Raw genomic sequence first — 19,330 nt, 5'->3', positions numbered from 1 at the left:
TAAAAAAAAGTCCTTATTCAAGGGCTTTTTTTATTTTTGTTTACCACAACATATCAAAACATGATCAATAAAGAAGAATTTAGAAAGTACGCCATCCATAATCAAGGCGTAAGCGGGACGGCTTTTGACCAGTATACTCAGCATATTGAGAATATGACGCGGTCAGTGATTGAGGAAAGACCTCAGAATTTTAGAGAAATTGATGTGTTTTCTAGACTCATCATGGATAGGATTATTTTCTTGGGTACAGGAGTAGATGATCACATTGCCAATATCATCGTGGCTCAGCTTTTATTTCTGGAGTCAGTAGATGCTAAAAAAGACGTGCTACTCTACATCAACAGCCCAGGTGGATCAGTTACTGCCGGTTTGGGAATCTATGATACGATGCAATACATCGGACCGGATGTAGCGACTATTTGTACGGGTATTGCCGCTTCCATGGGTGCTGTTTTACTAGCAGGTGGAGCTAAGGACAAGCGATCTGCACTGCAGCACTCAAGAGTTATGATTCATCAGCCATCAGGCGGTATGCAGGGACAGTCTAAGGACATGGAAATCTCTCTGAAATTGATCCTTTCTATGCGTCAGGAACTTTATCAAATCCTTGCCAACCATACAGGCAAAACCTACGAAGAAATCGAAAGTGATTCGGATAGAGACTATTGGCTCAAAGCACCTGAAGCCAAAGCTTATGGTCTTATCGATGAAGTATTAGTTAAAAAATCAGTCTAATGGCTCAAGTAACCTGCTCCTTTTGCGGTAGAAACAAAAAAGATGTAGACCTTATGGTATCGGGCATTTCTGCCCATATCTGTAACTTCTGCATTGATCAAGCTTATATGATTCTTGGGGAAGAAGAAAAAACCAAGAAAACAACTGCAAGTAAGCCCAAGTTCAAATTAAAGAAACCCAAAGAGCTGGTAAGCTACCTGGACCAGTATGTCATCGGTCAGCAGGATGCCAAAAAGGTTTTGACCGTAGCCGTCTATAATCATTATAAGCGCCTGCAACAAAAAGTCGATCATGATGAAATCAAAATCGAAAAATCCAACATCATCATGGTCGGTGATACTGGAACCGGGAAGACTTATCTTGCCAAGACTCTAGCACGTACACTGGAAGTTCCTTTTTGTATAGCAGATGCGACAGTACTGACCGAGGCAGGATATGTAGGTGAAGATGTAGAAAGTATCCTTACGCGACTCCTCCAGGCTGCCGATTACAATGTAGAAGCAGCCGAAAGAGGAATCGTATACATAGACGAATTAGATAAAATTGCCAGAAAGTCAGACAACCCCTCCATCACCCGTGATGTAAGCGGAGAAGGAGTACAGCAGGCCATGCTTAAGCTACTGGAAGGAACCATAGTCAATGTCCCCCCTCAGGGAGGGCGAAAGCACCCTGATCAGAAAATGATCGCAGTGAATACAGAAAATATTTTATTTATCTGCGGTGGGGCATTTGATGGCATCGCAAGACATATCGCAAAAAGACTAAACACTCAGCCTTTGGGCTTTTCTAAGGCCAAAGGTGCTGTAGTGGCTGATAGAGAAAACCTCCTCCAATACGTGACCGCTCAAGACTTAAAAGCCTTTGGTCTCATTCCAGAATTGATCGGTCGACTACCTGTTTTGACTCACCTAGATCCGCTTGACAAAGATGCTCTAAAACAAATCTTGACAGCTCCTAAAAATGCCTTGGTAAAACAATACTCCAAGCTTTTGGATATGGAAGGGGTAAAATTGACCTTTGAAGAAAGTGGTATAGATTTCATTGTGGAAAAAGCGGTAGAATATAATTTAGGAGCTAGAGGCTTGCGTTCTATTTGTGAAGCAATCATTACAGATGCCATGTACGAATTACCTTCGGATGATACCATTAAAGAATTGATCATCGACGAGGAGTACGCCAAAGCACAATTTGATAAGTCTAAATTTAAAAGACTCCAAGTAGCTTAAAAGCCCAGTAACTTAAACAAAAAAGACCAGCTTTTCAGCTGGTCTTTTTTGTTTAAAGGTTTGGACTTAATCCAGTTGCAGCTCAAAATAGTATTCTGTTCCGTCTTGGAACATTCCCAAGATCACTAATTCCTCACCCGACATACTTTCCAGTTTGTCCAACAAATCATCTACATCGGCGATTCTACTTCGGCCATTTTCGCTGATTATAGAGGTAATGATAAATCCAGACCTAGCTCCAGCATTTCTCCACTTAGAGTTACCTAGAGTGGTAATTAATGCGCCACCTGAAATATTTAATCTTTCCATTTGCTCCTCGGTCAGGTTCTCAAACATCACACCTTCAAAATCATAAGTCTTTGGAATCACCTTTTCGACTATATTGGTTCCCCCATCAAAATTCTTGAGTGTAGCCTTGGTTTTTTGAGTTTTGCCATCTCTTACATATTCCACCTCTACTTGATCGCCAGGACGTTTTCTGGCGACCATTTCTTGTAGCATCGCAACATTATTAGTCGGACGACCATCCACACCAACGATGATATCACCTTCCCTCAGGCCAGCTTCCTGTGCTCCGCTATCGTTATTCACACTACCAATATATACTCCTTGCTCTACTGGAAACTCTACTCCCAGCCTCTCTTCCAACTCTGGCGAAACATCATTAATATTCACTCCAAGGAGGCCACGCTGTACTGCACCATAGTTCATCAGGTCATCCATAACCTTTTTCACCAAACTACTAGGAACAGCAAAAGAATAACCGGCAAAAGAGCCCGTATTTGATGCTATCGCAGTGTTGATACCTATTAATTCTCCTGCCAAATTTACCAGTGCACCTCCTGAATTCCCAGGATTGACCACTGCATCTGTTTGAAGAAATGCTTCTACTTGTAAATTATTCTCAACTCCTCTGAGGATACCGATATTTCTGGCTTTAGCGGAAATTATACCTGCCGTTACTGTGGAATTCAGGTTAAAAGGATTTCCAACTGCAAGTACCCACTCTCCAATTTGGGTTTGATCAGAATCTCCAAATCTTACGAAAGGTAATCCTGACTCTTCTATTTTGAGCAAAGCCAAGTCAGTAGTAGGGTCAGTTCCTATGACTTTGGCTATATAGCGTTTATTATTCTCTAAAGAAATATCAATTTGAGATGCTCCTTCTACTACATGGTTATTAGTGACAATGTATCCATCTGCGGAGATAATTACACCTGAACCAGAACTCATCGGAGCCCTGCCTCCATTTTCCTGACCTCCTCGAGGCGGAAAGCCAAAAAACTCCTGAATTGGATCCCTTTGAGAACGGGGAGAATAAGATAATGTACTCTTGACGTGTACCACCGCAGGGGTAACCATACCCGCTGAAGCAACGAAGTTTATGCCGTCTGGAATGGTGAAATTTTCTCCGTTAAGTAGGTTCACGAAGCTTGTTTGCTGTTTTTCGTCAAATGAACTCGCCTGTTTGGGTTGAATTAGATAACTGACACCAGCTAAAGCTACCATCCCACCAATGACGGAGGCTAAGAACATTCCTAGAAAGAATTGTTTTTTATTCATCATATTATTTGTGGTTCGAGTGATTATACAAACCCTAAGACTCAACAATAGCGCCTTAGGGTTTGATTTGAGGTTTAAATTAACAAGAATTAACCGCAAAAACTCCTATACGTTAAATAACTGTAAATAGAGAATACGGTTACTTTTCAAAGGATTTATTTTACCTCAATGGTAGCCTTCTGAGTTCTTTTTTCCACTTTGGGAAGTTTAATTTTCAAGACGCCGTCTTCATAGATAGCTTCGATCTGCTCCGAAAGAACAGAATCGGGAACATAAAAAGATCTTGAAAAAGCCCCGTAATGAGTTTCTAAGCTATGGAAACTCCTACCCTCTCTTTTTTCTTCCAATCTACGCTCTCCGGAAATAGTCAGCTTTCCTTCGGTCAAGTCTACTTGGAATTCACTCTTTTTCATTCCAGGCACGGCCACATGTATTTCAAAGGCTTGTTCATCCTCGAATACATCCACGGCCGGATTAAACTTCCTTGCTGAAGCAGTTCCCATTGATTCATTGAAGAGCTTTTCGACTATCCCTCCAAAAGAAGAAGGGAAAGCAGGATCTAATTGATTATATCTAACTAGTTTCATTGTTTTGTTGGTTTGGTTGTGAGTTTTATCTCAAAAGAAAATTCATACCAAATGAAATAAACAGCCTTTTTGTCAGATAAAAAGAGTTTCTCAGTTCAAAAAAAGTCAATTTGTCATTAGAATGAGCAACAATTCGCTTTAAAATGGGATCGATTTCTTAAAAGTTTACTTTGCCTGCGCATGATTTCAAAATGTAATAAAATGGGAACTTGTCTCGTGGATATTTTGCCAGGCGAGTTTACTATCTTAGCTTGTAGCTATAGGCAAAAAACGATCTGATTTTTAGATAATTTCTTTGCTTATTTAAAAGAGGTGAAAAACTCCAAAAAATGAAATACAGATGAAGGAAGGTTTATTTTATACTTTCCATGGATCTTTGTACAACTACCCTATTATGAAAAATAGTATCCTGTTCTTGCTCTGCTGCTTTTCAATTTTACCTGTTTTTGCTCAACAAAGTTCAAACGAGCCACTTTTGGACAGTATTTTTCAGCGCCCCACCGAACTCGATTTGGATAGCGGAAAAGTTGATCCTACTCCGAGCTTGGAAGAATTGATCCGTAAAACGGAGGAATATACCATTCAGACTAATAGACTTCAGATTCAACTTCAGGACAAAATAGACACCTTGATGCTGTCCAGTGGCATTCAAGAAATGAGTCAAAGCTTAGAAACCCTCAGACAGCGTTTTAATCTGAGCTCCTTCACCTTTAACCTTCGATACATTGGAGTGATCAATCGGTTTTTGGAATCTAACAAGATTGAATTTGAGGAATACGAAAAAACCATCAAAAACAAATCTCTCGCTCTCTCCCATGCTGACTCCTTATTGAAATCGATTAGAGAGGATATCATATTTGATTATCTTCCTAAGGACACGGCCACTTTTACCTCCTATTGGAAAAAGGTAAATTACCTAAGAGAGCAAGTCAAAGAATTAAGCAATGAAGTATTTCAGCAAGAACTACTGACCGCCCAATATCAAACAGAACTTAGTAGTATCAAAATAGAAAGCGAGCAACTTAAAGAATACATCGCGATCAAAGAAAAACAGATCAATGCAAACCTCTTTAAGCAGGAAATCAATCCAATCTGGAAAAAATCCGCCCAAGTCAAGCAAGAGAGTATTCTGGAAATCACACAACAATCGGTTATGCTCAATGGCCGGTTTCTATTTAGGTATTTCAATGATCATTCCACAGCTGTCATCCTTTCATTTTTCATCATCCTTGGTATTTATTTAGGGATGCACTTGGTTCTGAGACAGACGTCAGAAAAGAAAAAAGTAGGAGACATTATACTAAAAAGAGTGACTTTTTTCAGGCAAAGGCCATTTTCAGCAGTGATGGTTTCGATTCTTCCGCTCTTGGTTTTTTTATTCGAAAGAAATTCAGTCACTTTTCTGTCCTTTATTTTATTCCTTCAATTAATTTTTACTACCGTACTTATTGAGGCAAATTACCCAAAGAGAGTTTTAATAAAATGGCTTCTTATTTCCTTGTTTTTCGTGTATTGCTTGGTGTCCAACCTGTACTGGGAGATCGCCTTTAATGAACGCTACTATTTACTTTTAGGTAGTTTTATCCCCCTTTATTTCAGTTGGGAGGCCTTTAGAAAATTTGAAAGTAGAAGCACCACAGAGCAAAATTTCATTAAGAGACTCTCCTTCCTAACCTTCATTTTACTCACTTTAGGAGTCTTTTTAAATATCCTAGGCTGGTTTAGCTTTTCCAAAATTCTAACCATCTCTGCTACTATCGGCTTTATACATGGAGTAAGCTTATACTTTTTTGTGATAGTCATCATGGAGGCTATCTATCTACTACTTGAGAATAGTAAGAAGGAAAAAGATCATTTCACTAGCTATTTTGATTACCAAGGTATTCAAAGACGACTGAAAGGAACATTTTTACTGGTTGCTTTTCTGCTTTGGGCTTCCATTTTATTGCAAAATTTATCAATTCAGCAGCCCATCATTGAGTCGGTCAGTGATTTTTTATCTAAAGAACGCTTCATAGGAAACAGCTCTTTCACTTTTGGCAGCATATTTCTATTTGGCATCATACTCTATGTCACGATGCAAGTAGCCAACACAATCGCTTACTTCATCTCCCTCAGGGATCAAAAAAATGCAAGCAGTCGGGAAAAAAAGCTGGGGAGCTCTATCCTCATTATCCGCTTGGCGGTTTTCACCATCGGGTTTTTCTTGGCTACTGTTGCCTCTAGCATTCCCCTAGATAAAATCACTATCGTACTAGGCGCCCTTTCTGTGGGCATCGGTTTTGGACTACAGACTATCATTAATAACCTTGTATCGGGGATTATATTGGCCTTTGAGCGACCCATTCAAATCGGAGATGAAATCCAGGTGGGTCAAAACTCCGGTACTGTCAAAGAAGTGGGAATCAGAGCCAGTAAAATCCAAGCCTACGACGGGTCGGAAATTGTGGTACCTAACGGGGATTTACTTTCCCAAAGCTTGATCAATTGGACTCTATCAGATAAAAGAAGAAGGGTAGAATTGATCATTGGGGTTTCTTATGATTCGGATATGTCTCAAGTAAAAAGTACCATCGAGGAAATATTAACAAGAGAGAAAATTCTAAAATTTCCCGTCCCAAAAGTCTACATGCAAACTTTCAATGATAGCTCGGTAGATTTCAGAGTGCTTTTTTGGGTAGAAAGTATGGACATTTGGTTACAGGTTCGGTCCGAGGTAATGATCGAAATCTTTGAGGCATTTAAAGCTAAGGGTATTGAAATTCCTTATCCTAAGAGAGATCTTTATCTCAAAAATTTGGGTGAAATACCTGATACAGTCCAAAATAAGCCAAGTTCGCCAGCTGAATAAAGAAAAAATCCCAAGAGTGGCCTTGGGATCTTTACTTCTAATTTCTAATTCAAAAGCTCTTAGGCTTTCTTTACGTTGATTGCATTAGGCCCTTTTTTGCCTTCTTTGACTTCATAAGACACCCTGTCGTTTTGTGCAATTTTGTCAATCAATCCAGTAGCATGGACGAAGACTTCACTCTGGGACTCATCATCTACTATAAATCCGAACCCTTTGGCTTCATTGTAAAATTTTACTGTTCCGGTAAACATAATAAGTATTATAAATTGTAATTTAATTGCGATAAAAATAAATATTCAGCTAAAAAAAACAAAGAATCATTTTTAATTTTCCAAAAATGAAGAAAATTATTTTGGTAAGGCATGCAAAATCCTCTTGGGAAAAGCCCTTTCTAAGAGATCATGATAGGCCTTTGGCCGAGAGAGGAATTAAAGCAGCCCCGGAAATGGGTAAAAGACTCAAGAGTCGAAATATAGAACCGGATCTAATTTTAAGCTCAACAGCCGAAAGAGCCAAAAGTACGGCTCAATTAATCTCCAAAGAACTTCAGCAATCAGATGCCTTAGTTAGATTAGATAAAAATCTATATCATGCATCTCCACCTACACTACTTTCTATTATCCGAAAACTTCCAGAATCTCTAGAGACAGTCCTACTCGTAGGACATAATCCGGGACTAAACGATTTAGCCAATCAATGGGGAGCATCTCTTGAAAATCTACCCACTGCTGCGGTTTATGCTGTAAAAGCAAACTCCACTTGGACAGATTTCAATGCTGATAAGGTTGAGTTTTGGTTTTATGATTTTCCTAAAAACAAAGCCTAGGGTAGCTCAAAATTTCGCACATCTTGAATCACTTCAGGAAACCTCTCGGGATTTCCCAATAAATACCCAATTTTCTCAGCTACTAAAGCCGGGGCGGTCAACTCTCCTTTTTCTTTAAAGCTTTTGAATTTCTCCAGTTCGGGAAAATCCTTCACATCAGCTTGACGGATTTCATCCTGCATGGTCGTATCCACTATACCGGGAGCAAGACTATAGAAATGAAAGGATTCGGTTTTATTATCCCGATCGGCTACCATAGTAAACATAGCCAAAGCTGCTTTGGTACTGCAGTACCCGCCCCAACCTGAAACAGGTCGGGTGGCTGCCCCCGAACTGATATTGCAGATCACTTTCTTAACCGAATTGGATTTATACTTTTTTATAAATGCATTGGTCAAAAACATCGGAGCCAAAAGGTTGAGATTGACCTGCTGCCTCAGTTCTTTAGGATCCAATTCTCCAATGGCCTTAACTTCTCCGATCCAACCGGCATTGTTGATCAAAAGGTAATTTTCAAATTCTTCACTTGGAAAAATCGAATCTAATTCCTGCTGAAGTACTGAGAGATCAGATAGATCTAAGTCCTTTTGGGTGAGGCGAGGATGGGTGATTGAAAGTGCGGTGCGGGAGATCGCTATTACGTCAACTTGGTCCATCGATAAATAATGATCCAAAATCGCTCTCCCAAGGCCTTTACTGTGGCCAGTGAGAATCAGTAAGGTTTTTGACATGGGTAACAGGGTGAATGTTTAATAAAACCTAACAAGGATCGACCCAATTTTTCTTTAAAAAATTCAAAAAATCACAAAACACTGTATATCAATAATTTATATTTTTATAAAATTGAATTTTTAAAAGAAAGTGGGCATCCCCACCTTCTTTTAATCCAATTTTTACAAAATATATTGAGAAAGATCTCTATTTTTCACTAGTGTACTTAGTCTTTCTTGTACCATTTCATGAGTGATCATGATTTTAGAATTGGGCTCAATTGTATCCGGCACATCGAATAAAAAGTCATTCAGTAAATGTGACATTACAGTGTGTAATCTTCGAGCTCCTATATTCTCTACTTCTTGGTTGATCAGAAAAGCCAACCTTGCCAGTTCATCTATCGCGTCTTCAGTAAACTCCAGCGATACATCCTCCGCCTCAAACAGGGCCTGATACTGCTTAGTCAAAGCATTCTTAGGTTCTCTCAGAATTCTTGAAAAATCATCTTCTGTAAGGGCATTGAGTTCTACTCGAATCGGGAATCGACCCTGTAGCTCGGGAATTAGGTCTGAAGGTTTGCTCACATGAAATGCTCCCGCTGCGATAAATAGCACATGGTCAGTATTGATTACCCCATATTTGGTCGTGACAGCAGTACCCTCCACGATAGGTAGTAAATCCCGCTGTACACCTTCCCTACTCACGTCCGGTCCTCCTCCATTTTTTCCAGACTTGGAGGCAATTTTATCAATCTCATCTATGAAGATGATACCGTTATTTTCTGCTAGCCGAATAGCTTCTTCCTTGAGCTCATCAAAATCGATAAGCTTCGAAATCTCTTCCTCCAAAAGTACCTTTCGCGCTTCGGCGATAGTAAGTTTCCTTTTTTTCATTTTCTTAGGCATCATGCCTGAGATCATGTCCTGAAGCCCTGCCATGCTGGCATCATCCATCATCCCGTTGCCGATCATGCCTATTCCCACAGGAGAGGAGGCCTTTACATTGATTTCTATTTTCCGATCGTCCAGCTCTCCGTTTTGCAACTTTTCTCGGAAACGCTCCCGGGTTCTTTCATTAAGCTCCTCATCAGAACGTGGATCTTCCTCTTGAGCAATAGCAAGGTTATTTTGCTTAAACCCGGCATTTTTTACAGGAGGGATTAAAATATCTAAGATTGTTTCTTCTACGGCAGCCGCCGCTTTTTCTTTGACCTCTTCGTTTTTCACTTCTCGGACCAAATGGACAGATTGCTCTACAAGGTCTCGGACCATGCTTTCGACATCCCGACCTACATAACCCACTTCGGTAAATTTAGAAGCTTCTACCTTGGTGAAAGGTGCCTGAGCAATTTTCGCAAGTCTACGGGCTATTTCGGTTTTACCCACTCCTGTAGAACCAATCATGAGAATATTATTTGGCACAATATCCTTTTGAATATCTGTTTTGACCATCATTCTCCGAATCCGGTTTCGGAGCGCGATAGCGACGTTTCGCTTGGCGTCTTTCTGCCCGATGATGTATTTGTCTAGTTCTGCTACGATCTGCCTAGGTGTGAGTGATAACTTCTGATTTGTCATAATCTTTAATTTGCTGATTTTGCATTAAGTTGAAAAAGAAAGGGGGAAAGGACTTTAGCTGCCTTTCCCCCTTTGATTAGTTGCTTTTAGAATCTGAATGGAGGGAAAAGTGCAAAGGCCTATCCACTTTGGATTTCAAAAGGGCAATGTCTAGGACTTCCCCTACTCGATCCACAAAATGAAACTCCAAGCCTTTCAGATAGTTTTCATCTATTTCCTCAATATCTCTTCTGTTTTTCTTGCAAAGGATGATTTCTTTGATCCCTGCTCTCTTGGCGGCTAAAATTTTCTCTTTGATTCCTCCTACAGGCATTACCTTACCGATCAAGCTGATCTCACCGGTCATTGCCACCTTAGCCTTGACCTTACGCTGAGTGTAGACAGAGGCCATCGCAGTCAGCATCGTAATACCTGCAGAGGGTCCATCCTTTGGCACAGCTCCTGCAGGCACGTGGACATGAAGGTCATACTGATCAAATACCCGATGATCAATTCCCAGCTCTTCTGCTTTTGATTTGAGATAAGAGAGTGCTGTGACAGCCGATTCTTTCATCACATCACCTAACTGCCCTGACAAGGTCAATTTCCCCTTGCCTCTACTCAGACTTGACTCTATAAAGAGGATTTCTCCTCCTACACTAGTCCAAGCCAAACCTGTCACCACACCGGCGACAGAATTATCCTGATAGGTTTCTTTATCAAATATTTCTGAACCCAAAATCCTCCGCACTGCCTCTGTATTGATTTTTGGATCGTATTCTTCTTCCATAGCGATGGATTTTGCCACATTTCTGATGACTTTACCTATAGCACGCTCCAAGTTTCTAACCCCCGACTCTCTGGTGTAATCCTCAATAATTTTTACCAAAGCAGCCTTCTCAAAGCGAATTTGATTGGCTTTTAATCCATGTTCCTTTCGCTGTTTTAGCACTAAGTGACGCTTAGCGATTTCTACTTTTTCTTCTTGAGTATATCCTGTCACCTCGATGATTTCCATCCGGTCTCTTAAGGCAGGCTGTATTGAGTCTAGAGAGTTTGCAGTGGCGATAAACAATACCTTGCTGAGGTCATATTCGACCTCAAGATAATTATCCAGAAAAGCAAAGTTTTGCTCAGGATCCAACACTTCCAAAAATGCTGAACTCGGATCACCCCTGAAATCAGAAGAAAGTTTGTCGATTTCATCCAATACAAAAACTGGATTTGAAATCTTCACTTTCTTCATATTCTGAATGATCTTACCAGGCATAGCGCCTACATAAGTTTTTCGGTGGCCTCTGATCTCGGCTTCATCATGAAGACCACCAAGGGACATTCGTATATATTTTCTACCCAGTGCCGCAGCGACGGATTTCCCCAGAGAAGTCTTCCCTACTCCAGGAGGTCCGTACAGACATAATATCGGCCCTTTGAGATCATTTTTTAATTTAAGTACTGCCAAATACTCAATGATTCGGTCTTTCACTTTCTCTAACCCGAAATGATCAGCATCTAAGATTTTACGAGCATTTTTTAAATCAAAATTATCCTGAGTCAATTCATTCCAGGGTAGCTCTACCATCGTCTCGGCATAATTCAGCGCGATAGGGTATTCGGCTGCTGAAGGATTGATTCGGAGAATTTTATTCAATTCTTTTTCAAAATGAATCCCAACTTCTTCAGGCCATTTCTTGGAAGCTCCCCGAAGTCTAAGCTCCTCCACTTCCTTTTCGGGACCTTCTTCACCCAACTCGGTCTGAAGGACTTTCATCTGCTGCCGGAGAAAATAGTCCCGCTGCTGCTGATCAATATCCGTATGAACCTTCTTTTGAATCTCGGACTTCAACTCAAGCATTTGAATATCTTTCATCATGAACTCCAAAAGCAAGGTAGCCCGCTCCACACCATCGTTGATTTCCAATAATCGCTGCTTGGATTCTACCGGCGCATTGATATTGGAGGACAGGAAATGAGTCAAAAAAGGAGTATTATCAATATTATCTAAAGCTACTTGTGCTTCTCTAGGGATCTCCGGATTCAAATGTAAAATCCGAGTAGCCGCGTCTTTCAGAGATTCCTCCAAGGCTTGGATTTTCTTAGAACTCTTGGGAAAGTTTTCTTCCAAATAATCCACCTTAGCAATAAAATACGGATCGTCAGTTACCTCTTCTTTAATTCGAAAGCGTTTTTTGCCTTGAATAATGATGGTAGTATTACCATCAGGGAGCACGATCATTTTGATGATTTTGGCCAGTGTACCCACATGGTAAATATCATCCCAAGCCGGGTCGTCATTGTTAGGATTAATCTGTGCGCAGACGCCAATGTATTTATCTCCTTTATGGGCTTTTTTGACAAGTTTGATAGAACGCTGTCTACCCACCGTAATCGGGATAACCACACCTGGAAACAATACCGTATTTCTCACAGAAAGGACGGGGATTTCTTCCCCTATATCATCTTTTCCCTGTTCTTGCTCCTCATCATCGGTAATCAGCTGGATCAGATCCCCTTCAGCTACATAATCACCACTCATTAAGTTTTCGAATTGGGAATTTTCAAATTGACTCATATAGACATTTTGACAGACATGCTGTCGGTTTAAGACTTTATTTAATAAAGAACCCTCAATGTACGAAGGATTCACGGTAAAGTTCAATGGCCATGCCAAACGGAAACTGGGTCAGATTGGCAGACTAAGCTCATCCCAAATAGCATGAAGGAAAAACAATGAATTTGATTCGAGATTAACTGAAGCAACCCGAAAAAAAAACAGACCCCAAATCAGAGGTCTGTACATGTTTTCAGGTTGAAAATGAATTAGCCTCCGGTGAAGATTTTCAAAATATCATTTCCAATCGCAAAAACCATCAAAGCCAATAGAATAACCATTCCTACCTTTTGTGCATTTTCTAAGAATCGGTCCGATGGGGCTCTACCTGAAACCATTTCATACAATAAAAACATCACGTGTCCTCCATCAAGGGCAGGAATAGGAAGCAAATTCATGAAAGCCAAAATCATCGAAATCAGGCCTGTAATGCTCCAGAATTTTGACCAATCCCAAGAGTTGCCATAGATTTTTGCCATACCAATAGGCCCGCTGACGTTTTTAGCAGAAACTTCTCCTGTAAACATTTTACCCAGTGCCTTAGCATTGATAATCACCACCCCAAAGGCTCTTTCGGTTCCTTTGCTAATCGCCTCTCCGAAAGCAAACTTCCTCCTAACAGGATCGATCAGCGGATTTGCCGCAATTCCTATTGTACCTTCGGCAGATACCGGCACCGAAAGGGTATCAATTGACCCTTCAGAGGAAACCACTAGGCTGGCATTCTCATTTTTCAATTCAGCCAAAGCACTTTGAAGCTCATCAAAATAGGTGATTTCCTGACCATTGACAGCTAGAATCTGATCTCCTTTAGAAATACCAGCCTCTACTGCAGCACCTGATGGATCTACGTCTAAAATATCAAAGGGAAATCTGATGCTGATAAATTTAGCGAAAGCTTCTTCGGAATTAAATGAATTGATAAAACCGCGGGGAATATCAATTTGCAATTCTTCACCATTTCGCTCCACGGTATAGTATCCGTTTTCGCTCAGCAGTACGCTTCCACTACTGAGATCATTGATACTTTGATAAGGTTCCCCGTTTACGTTTAAGACTTTGTCTCCAGTCTTCAGTCCTATAGACTCGCCATATTCGTAGGATACAATTCCGTTTTCGACTACTTGATCTCGGGAAAAATAGGTCTCCCCATTATTATAAACCATAATCACGAAAATGACAATACCGGTAATGACATTGACAATAATCCCTCCTAGCATGACGATCAGTCTCTGCCAAGCTGGTTTGGAGCGAAACTCCCAAGGCTGGGGCTCGGAGGATAATTGGTCGGTATCCATAGACTCATCGACCATACCGGAGATTTTCACAAACCCTCCCAGAGGAATCGCCCCAATAGAATATTCCGTTTCCCCCCATTGAAATCCTGCGATTTTTGGAGGAAATCCGATGGAGAATTTCTCCACCCGCATGCCAAATAGTTTGGCAGTTAATAAGTGACCCAATTCATGTAGCCCCACTAGAATTGATAATCCTAGGAGCAATTGGCCCACCATAATCAAAGTATCCATTATGTATTACGCTTAATTAATTCTTCTGTATATTTTCTAGCTTTCTCATCGGTCGCCACGTAGTCATCAATACTGGGACTAGAGATAAATTCAATGTTTGCCATGGTCTCCTCGATTAAATCAGACATCTGAAGAAAACCTATTTGGTCTTTCAGAAAGGCGTCCACCACAATCTCATTGGAGGCATTTAGTACACAAGCGGCATTACCTCCCCTCTCTAAAGCGTCAAAGGCCAGTTGAAGGTTCCTAAAGGTCTTTTTATCGGGTTGCTCAAAGGTGAGATTTGGGTAATTAATAAAGTCAAATCTCTCGAAATCACTTTTTAATCTGTAAGGATAGCTCAGAGCAAATTGAATAGGGATACGCATATCCGGCAACCCAAGTTGTGCTTTGAGCGAACCATCCTCAAATTGTACCAAAGAATGTACGATGCTCTGAGGATGTACGATGACATCAATTTGTTCGGTTTTCAGACCAAAAAGCCATTTGGCTTCAATCACTTCCAATCCTTTATTCATCAAGGATGCAGAATCAATGGTGATTTTGGCGCCCATTTCCCAGTTGGGATGTTTTAGCGCTTGAGCTTTGGTCACTGTCTCCAGAAATGTCTTGTCTTTCCCTCTAAAGGGTCCACCTGATGCGGTAAGGATGATTTTTTCAATGGGGTTGTGAAACTCTCCCACAAGGCATTGAAAAATAGCAGAATGTTCAGAGTCTACAGGATAAATATTTACACCCTTTTCTTTGGCAAGTGCTGTGACTAATTCACCAGCCACCACCAGTGTTTCTTTATTGGCAAGTGCTATCTGCTTGCCTGCCCGGATCGCAGCGAGGGTAGGTAATAATCCAGAGTATCCCACCAAAGCGGTCAAAACCACATCAATCGTCTCCATTTCCACGATTTGCTCCAGAGCTTTTTGCCCGGCAAAAACCTTAATTTCATGAGAAATTAAGGCATCCTTAACTTTCTCATAGTTTGAGATATTGCCGATGACTACGGCATTGGGATTAAACTCCAAGGCTTGGGCGATCAGTAAATCGCAATTATTTTGTGCAGTAAGCACTTCTACTATAAAATCCGATGGATGCTGACGAATCACCTCCAAAGTCTGTGTACCGATACTGCCCGTGCTACCGAGAATGGCTACACGCTTCGCTTCTGTCATTCAATTTTGTTTTTGAAGAAAATTAAAACCTCCGCAAAATAAGAAGGTTTAATTGATAGGCTGACAAAATTACAAGATGCAAAGACTTTTCCTCGTACAATTTCGTCAGTTTTTATGTTTAGGAAAAATTTTTGATGGAGAAAAAAAACTCAAATATGCAAACTTGAATCATCGATAACACGCCTTTCATGAAGAAGAGGAAAATCCAAACGCTCAGGTTTTGCTTAAAAGAAGGTTCTGTTCCTTAGCGTTAAAATATGTGAATGAACCTAACCGAAGGATCATTCATTCGTCCAATTGAAAAAATGACCCATGAAACACTTTCTTAAAACTACTGGAATTTCATTCTTGGCAGGATTGGCAGGAGCTGCCTTTTGGATGTCTGTCACAGACTATCAAAACCCCACTTCACAAGATAATTCTCCTCGGTTAGAATCTCTGATGACCTCTTACACTGAGGCGCCTGAAAAAGAAAACCCCAAGCCTATCAGGAGAACTGACCCTCCCATTTCTTTTGTGGAAGCTTCAGGGAACAGTACCGAATCGGTCGTTTTCATCAAAAATTTCTCTGGTAGTGACCCAAGAAGGTACAGTATGTTTGATTACTTTTTTGGGACAGGCCCTACACAGCAAGTAAGTACCGGATCAGGGGTGATTATCTCTGAGGACGGATACATCGTGACTAATAATCATGTCATCGACCGAGCAGAAACCATCGAAGTTGTTCACAAAAAAAGAACTTATCAGGCAAGACTAATCGGCACAGATAAAAATACAGATATCGCTGTATTGAAGATAGATACTGAGGGGCTACCAGCGATCAAGAGAGGCTCATCTCGGGATTTGCAAATCGGTGAATGGGTCTTAGCAGTAGGAAATCCCTTTAACCTGACTTCTACTGTGACCGCGGGAATCGTATCTGCCAAAGAGCGACAAATTAATATTTTGGGGGGAGATTTCCCCTTGGAAAGTTTTATCCAAACGGATGCTCCTATCAATCCTGGAAACTCAGGAGGAGCGCTCGTCAATGTGTCGGGGGAGCTCGTGGGAATCAACACCGCCATATTGTCCAGAACGGGTTCCTATACGGGGTATGGTTTTGCGGTCCCTGTGGATATCGCTATGAAGGTGGCCAATGACCTGATTCAGTATGGAGAAGTTCAAAAAGCCATTCCAGGAATTGAAGCTGTAGAAATCACACCGGAACTCGCTGAGGAAATGAATATTTCATCTTTGGATGGCGTTATCGTCAAGCATGTCATCAAATCAGGCGCGGCAGAGCAAGCTGGACTAGAGAGAAATGACGTAATTATTCAACTCGGTGATCAGACAATTACGGGAATGGGCAGTTTTGAAGAGGCATTATCCTATTATTATCCGGGGCAAGAACTTCCCGTCACCTTTACCAGAAAAGGTAAAAAATCTACAGCAATCCTGAAACTTCAAAACTTAGAAGGTGGGACAGGTGTCCTGAAACGGGAATTTTACAGTTCCAGACTGCTAGGAGCCAGACTAGAAGCAGTCAATACTATCGAAAAAGACCGACTAGGCATCGACTTCGGCATTAAAATCACTGCATTGAGCAGAGGGTATCTTCGCGACTTAGGCTTGAGAGATGGATTTGTGATCACTCAAATCAATCGAGAACCCGCCCGCGATCCAAAATCTGTGGGTAAGTACCTAGAAGATTACAGTGGAAGGCTATTATTAGAAGGAGTGGCGCCAAATGGCCAACCTTTCATGCAAAGCTACACCGTTCGCTAAGGTGAATAGCAAAACTCTGAAATCAACCCAGATAAGAAGTTTGCTTTAAACGCTTATACAAGTAGGAAAATGAAAAACTGTTTCAAGAGCGGAATTTTGTTAGACCTTCATTAACTACCACCACAATCAAAAAGGGGGATCGATTAACCTTCGGTCCCCTTACTTACCTGAGGAAAAGCCATATTTTTCCAAGAAAACTCTTATTGAGTATTGCTATTTTCCTTTTGACCATAAATTACCGTATCTTATACTTGACTAACCAAATCATTTGCAAATGAAGTCTTTACCTTCCTCCTGCGAACAGTGCTTTGAAGAATTTAAGACAGCGCTGGAAGATCTCCGCATTTATGCTGTGAGGAATAAACAGGGTAAGCTTTCTGAAAGTCAGTCTAGAGAATTAATCATCAGCTTTGAAGTGACCCATGAGCTGGCACTGAAAGTCATGAATACGTACTTTAAAAAGTATGGAAAAGGCCCATTTTCAGGATCTAGGGATTTGACTGTAGAAGCTTTTCATGCCGAGCTGATCGATGAAGGTAAACCTTGGCTAGACATCGTGATCGACCGAATCCAATACAATCCTATTTATGAAATCGATACACAAAGTCTGTTCATTGAGAATATTCTCAAGAAATACATAAGCTTGTTTGAAAAATTTGAGGAAACCATGAGCAAGAAGCTGGATCAATAAGATCGCATCTTGAATTTTTTCTTCAACTCTGTGATTGAATTTCTAAAGGAGCTATCCGTTTCAATCATGTCATTCACCGTTTGTACCGCGTGAATCACTGTGGAATGATCTCTTCCTCCGAAATGATACCCAATCGATTTGAGGGAGTGGTTGGTAAATTCTTTTGAAAAATACATGGCAACTTGACGAGCCACGACGATCTCTTTTTTACGAGTTTTCGCTTTGAGGTCTTCTAGGTTGATAGAAAAATATTCTGAAACTGTTTTTTGGATAAAATCTATTCCTACCTCCGTCTCTATATCCTTGATGATATTTTTCATGACGGTTTTTGCCAGTTGAAGATTGATTTCCATCCGATTGAGAGAAGCATGGGCTATTAATGAAATCAAAATACCTTCCAGTTCGCGGACATTGGTGTCTACCGTGTAGGCCAAATACTCGACTACATCATCAGGAATAAAGATTCCCTCAGATTGCATTTTTCTCCGAATGATAGCTACTCTGGTTTCGAAATCAGGCATTTGCAAATCAGCCGTCAAGCCCCATTTGAATCGAGAAAGCAATCGCTCTTCCAGTCCTTTTAAATCTCTAGGAGGACAATCGGAGGTCATGATGATTTGCTTTTTGTTTTGATGGAGATGATTGAAAATGTGAAAAAACATTTCCTGAGTTCTATCTTTTCCTGCCAAAAACTGAATATCATCTATTATCAAGACATCTACCTGCATGTAGAAATTGGTGAAGCTTTTCACGTTTCCATCCTTGATTGAATCCATGAATTGGTTCACAAATTTTTCTGAGGAGACGTAAAGCACAAACTTGTCTTCGGGGCCATTTTTAATTTCATTTCCAATCGCCTGAACCAAATGGGTCTTACCCAATCCTACTCCACCATAAACCATCAGAGGATTAAAGGAAGTAATACCCGGCTTAGTGGCTACAGCAAAGCCTGCAGACCTAGCTAAACGATTACAATCTCCCTCGATGTAGGTGCTGAATAAATAATTGGGATTAAGGTTGCTTTGTGTCAGAGCTTCTGCACCAAGAGACTGCATCTCAAATGGCGTTGCTTTTTGCTCTGAGTTGGCTTGGGACCCACCTTTTTTGGCACCGTGATTCCCTTGCGGATAGGACACAACATAGGGTTGGTTGGCTGAGTTGCCTCGATCTACTACGACCGCATATTCTAACCTTCCACTACCTCCTAAGGTTGTTTTTATGGCTAGTTTAAGCTCCTGAATGTAATTATCCTCCAGCCATTCGTAGAAAAATTGACTAGGCACCTGAATGGTCAGGCTCGTACCCTCCAACTTGACAGGGTTTATGGGTTTGAACCAAGTAGAAAAGCTCTGCTCATTCACGTGTTGCTCTATGACACGTAAACACTCATTCCAAACTGCGCTAGCTTCTGAACTCATTAGAAAAGATTTCTGAAAAACAAATACCCGGACGGATTTCTACAAGGGCGTCAAATTTGAAGAAAATTCACTTAAATAAAAAATGATTCAGTA

Annotated in this window: 15 protein-coding genes; 6 read left to right on the top strand and 9 right to left on the bottom strand. The window is 40.8% G+C overall.

Annotated features, from left to right (window positions below; all coding sequences use genetic code 11):
• Positions 1-60 precede the first annotated feature (60 nt).
• On the top strand, positions 61-735 hold the full coding sequence (locus tag BLQ57_RS16845) for a ClpP family protease (RefSeq protein ID WP_087940729.1): 675 nt from the start codon (positions 61-63) through the stop codon (positions 733-735).
• Positions 735-1,961, top strand: a complete 1,227-nt coding sequence (gene clpX / locus BLQ57_RS16840) for an ATP-dependent Clp protease ATP-binding subunit ClpX (RefSeq protein WP_087940728.1) — start codon at positions 735-737, stop codon at positions 1,959-1,961. The genes BLQ57_RS16845 and clpX overlap by 1 nt, the downstream gene beginning before the upstream one ends.
• Before the next feature lie 66 nt (positions 1,962-2,027).
• Here clpX and BLQ57_RS16835 read toward each other — a convergent pair whose 3' ends face one another.
• Together BLQ57_RS16835 and BLQ57_RS16830 are read right to left on the bottom strand one after the other, a co-directional pair.
• Positions 2,028-3,524, bottom strand: a complete 1,497-nt coding sequence (locus tag BLQ57_RS16835; protein WP_087940738.1) for a S1C family serine protease — start codon at positions 3,522-3,524, stop codon at positions 2,028-2,030.
• A 155-nt stretch (positions 3,525-3,679) separates the two neighbouring features.
• Complete coding sequence (locus BLQ57_RS16830; protein WP_087940727.1) at positions 3,680-4,111, bottom strand: Hsp20/alpha crystallin family protein; 432 nt, start codon at positions 4,109-4,111, stop codon at positions 3,680-3,682.
• A gap of 394 nt (positions 4,112-4,505) precedes the next feature.
• On the opposite strand from BLQ57_RS16830, the gene BLQ57_RS16825 reads away from it, so the two are divergent.
• Positions 4,506-6,962, top strand: coding sequence for a mechanosensitive ion channel family protein (locus BLQ57_RS16825; protein WP_169712783.1), 2,457 nt, complete (start codon positions 4,506-4,508; stop codon positions 6,960-6,962).
• Positions 6,963-7,021: 59 nt separating this feature from the next.
• Here BLQ57_RS16825 and BLQ57_RS16820 read toward each other — a convergent pair whose 3' ends face one another.
• Positions 7,022-7,213, bottom strand: a complete 192-nt coding sequence (locus BLQ57_RS16820; protein WP_087940725.1) for a cold-shock protein — start codon at positions 7,211-7,213, stop codon at positions 7,022-7,024.
• 86 nt (positions 7,214-7,299) lie between these two features.
• On the opposite strand from BLQ57_RS16820, the gene BLQ57_RS16815 reads away from it, so the two are divergent.
• Complete coding sequence (locus tag BLQ57_RS16815) at positions 7,300-7,788, top strand: SixA phosphatase family protein (protein ID WP_087940724.1); 489 nt, start codon at positions 7,300-7,302, stop codon at positions 7,786-7,788.
• On the opposite strand, the gene BLQ57_RS16810 is transcribed toward BLQ57_RS16815, so the two are convergent.
• The 5 genes from BLQ57_RS16810 to BLQ57_RS16790 all read right to left on the bottom strand — a co-directional run bounded on the left by BLQ57_RS16810 (position 7,785) and on the right by BLQ57_RS16790 (position 15,364).
• Positions 7,785-8,519 (bottom strand): SDR family NAD(P)-dependent oxidoreductase, encoded by a 735-nt coding sequence (locus BLQ57_RS16810; RefSeq protein ID WP_087940723.1) that lies wholly within the window; start codon positions 8,517-8,519, stop codon positions 7,785-7,787. The two genes, BLQ57_RS16815 and BLQ57_RS16810, sit on opposite strands and share 4 nt — an antisense overlap.
• Before the next feature lie 162 nt (positions 8,520-8,681).
• Positions 8,682-10,079: an ATP-dependent protease ATPase subunit HslU gene (hslU, locus tag BLQ57_RS16805; RefSeq protein WP_087940722.1), complete on the bottom strand. Its 1,398-nt coding sequence runs from the start codon at positions 10,077-10,079 to the stop codon at positions 8,682-8,684.
• A gap of 76 nt (positions 10,080-10,155) precedes the next feature.
• Complete coding sequence (lon, locus tag BLQ57_RS16800) at positions 10,156-12,630, bottom strand: endopeptidase La (RefSeq protein WP_087940721.1); 2,475 nt, start codon at positions 12,628-12,630, stop codon at positions 10,156-10,158.
• Between the two features lie 248 nt (positions 12,631-12,878).
• Positions 12,879-14,198, bottom strand: coding sequence for an RIP metalloprotease RseP (rseP, locus tag BLQ57_RS16795; protein WP_087940720.1), 1,320 nt, complete (start codon positions 14,196-14,198; stop codon positions 12,879-12,881).
• A complete protein-coding gene (locus BLQ57_RS16790; protein ID WP_087940719.1) occupies positions 14,198-15,364 on the bottom strand; it encodes a 1-deoxy-D-xylulose-5-phosphate reductoisomerase in 1,167 nt (388 codons plus the stop codon). The genes rseP and BLQ57_RS16790 overlap by 1 nt, the downstream gene beginning before the upstream one ends.
• Positions 15,365-15,676: 312 nt before the next feature.
• Between BLQ57_RS16790 and BLQ57_RS16785 the strand changes: the two genes are divergently transcribed.
• Positions 15,677-17,128, top strand: a complete 1,452-nt coding sequence (locus tag BLQ57_RS16785) for a S1C family serine protease (protein ID WP_087940718.1) — start codon at positions 15,677-15,679, stop codon at positions 17,126-17,128.
• A gap of 274 nt (positions 17,129-17,402) precedes the next feature.
• On the top strand, positions 17,403-17,819 hold the full coding sequence (locus BLQ57_RS16780; RefSeq protein ID WP_087940717.1) for a nucleotidyltransferase substrate binding protein: 417 nt from the start codon (positions 17,403-17,405) through the stop codon (positions 17,817-17,819).
• On the opposite strand, the gene dnaA is transcribed toward BLQ57_RS16780, so the two are convergent.
• The gene (gene dnaA / locus BLQ57_RS16775) at positions 17,813-19,237 is read right to left on the bottom strand and encodes a chromosomal replication initiator protein DnaA (protein WP_087940716.1); all 1,425 of its coding nucleotides are present in this window, start codon (positions 19,235-19,237) and stop codon (positions 17,813-17,815) included. The two genes, BLQ57_RS16780 and dnaA, sit on opposite strands and share 7 nt — an antisense overlap.
• Positions 19,238-19,330: the final 93 nt, after the last annotated feature.

The sequence above is a fragment of the Algoriphagus faecimaris genome (assembly GCF_900101705.1).
Lineage (GTDB): Bacteria > Bacteroidota > Bacteroidia > Cytophagales > Cyclobacteriaceae > Algoriphagus > Algoriphagus faecimaris.
This window is presented reverse-complemented; position numbering and strand designations above follow the sequence as displayed.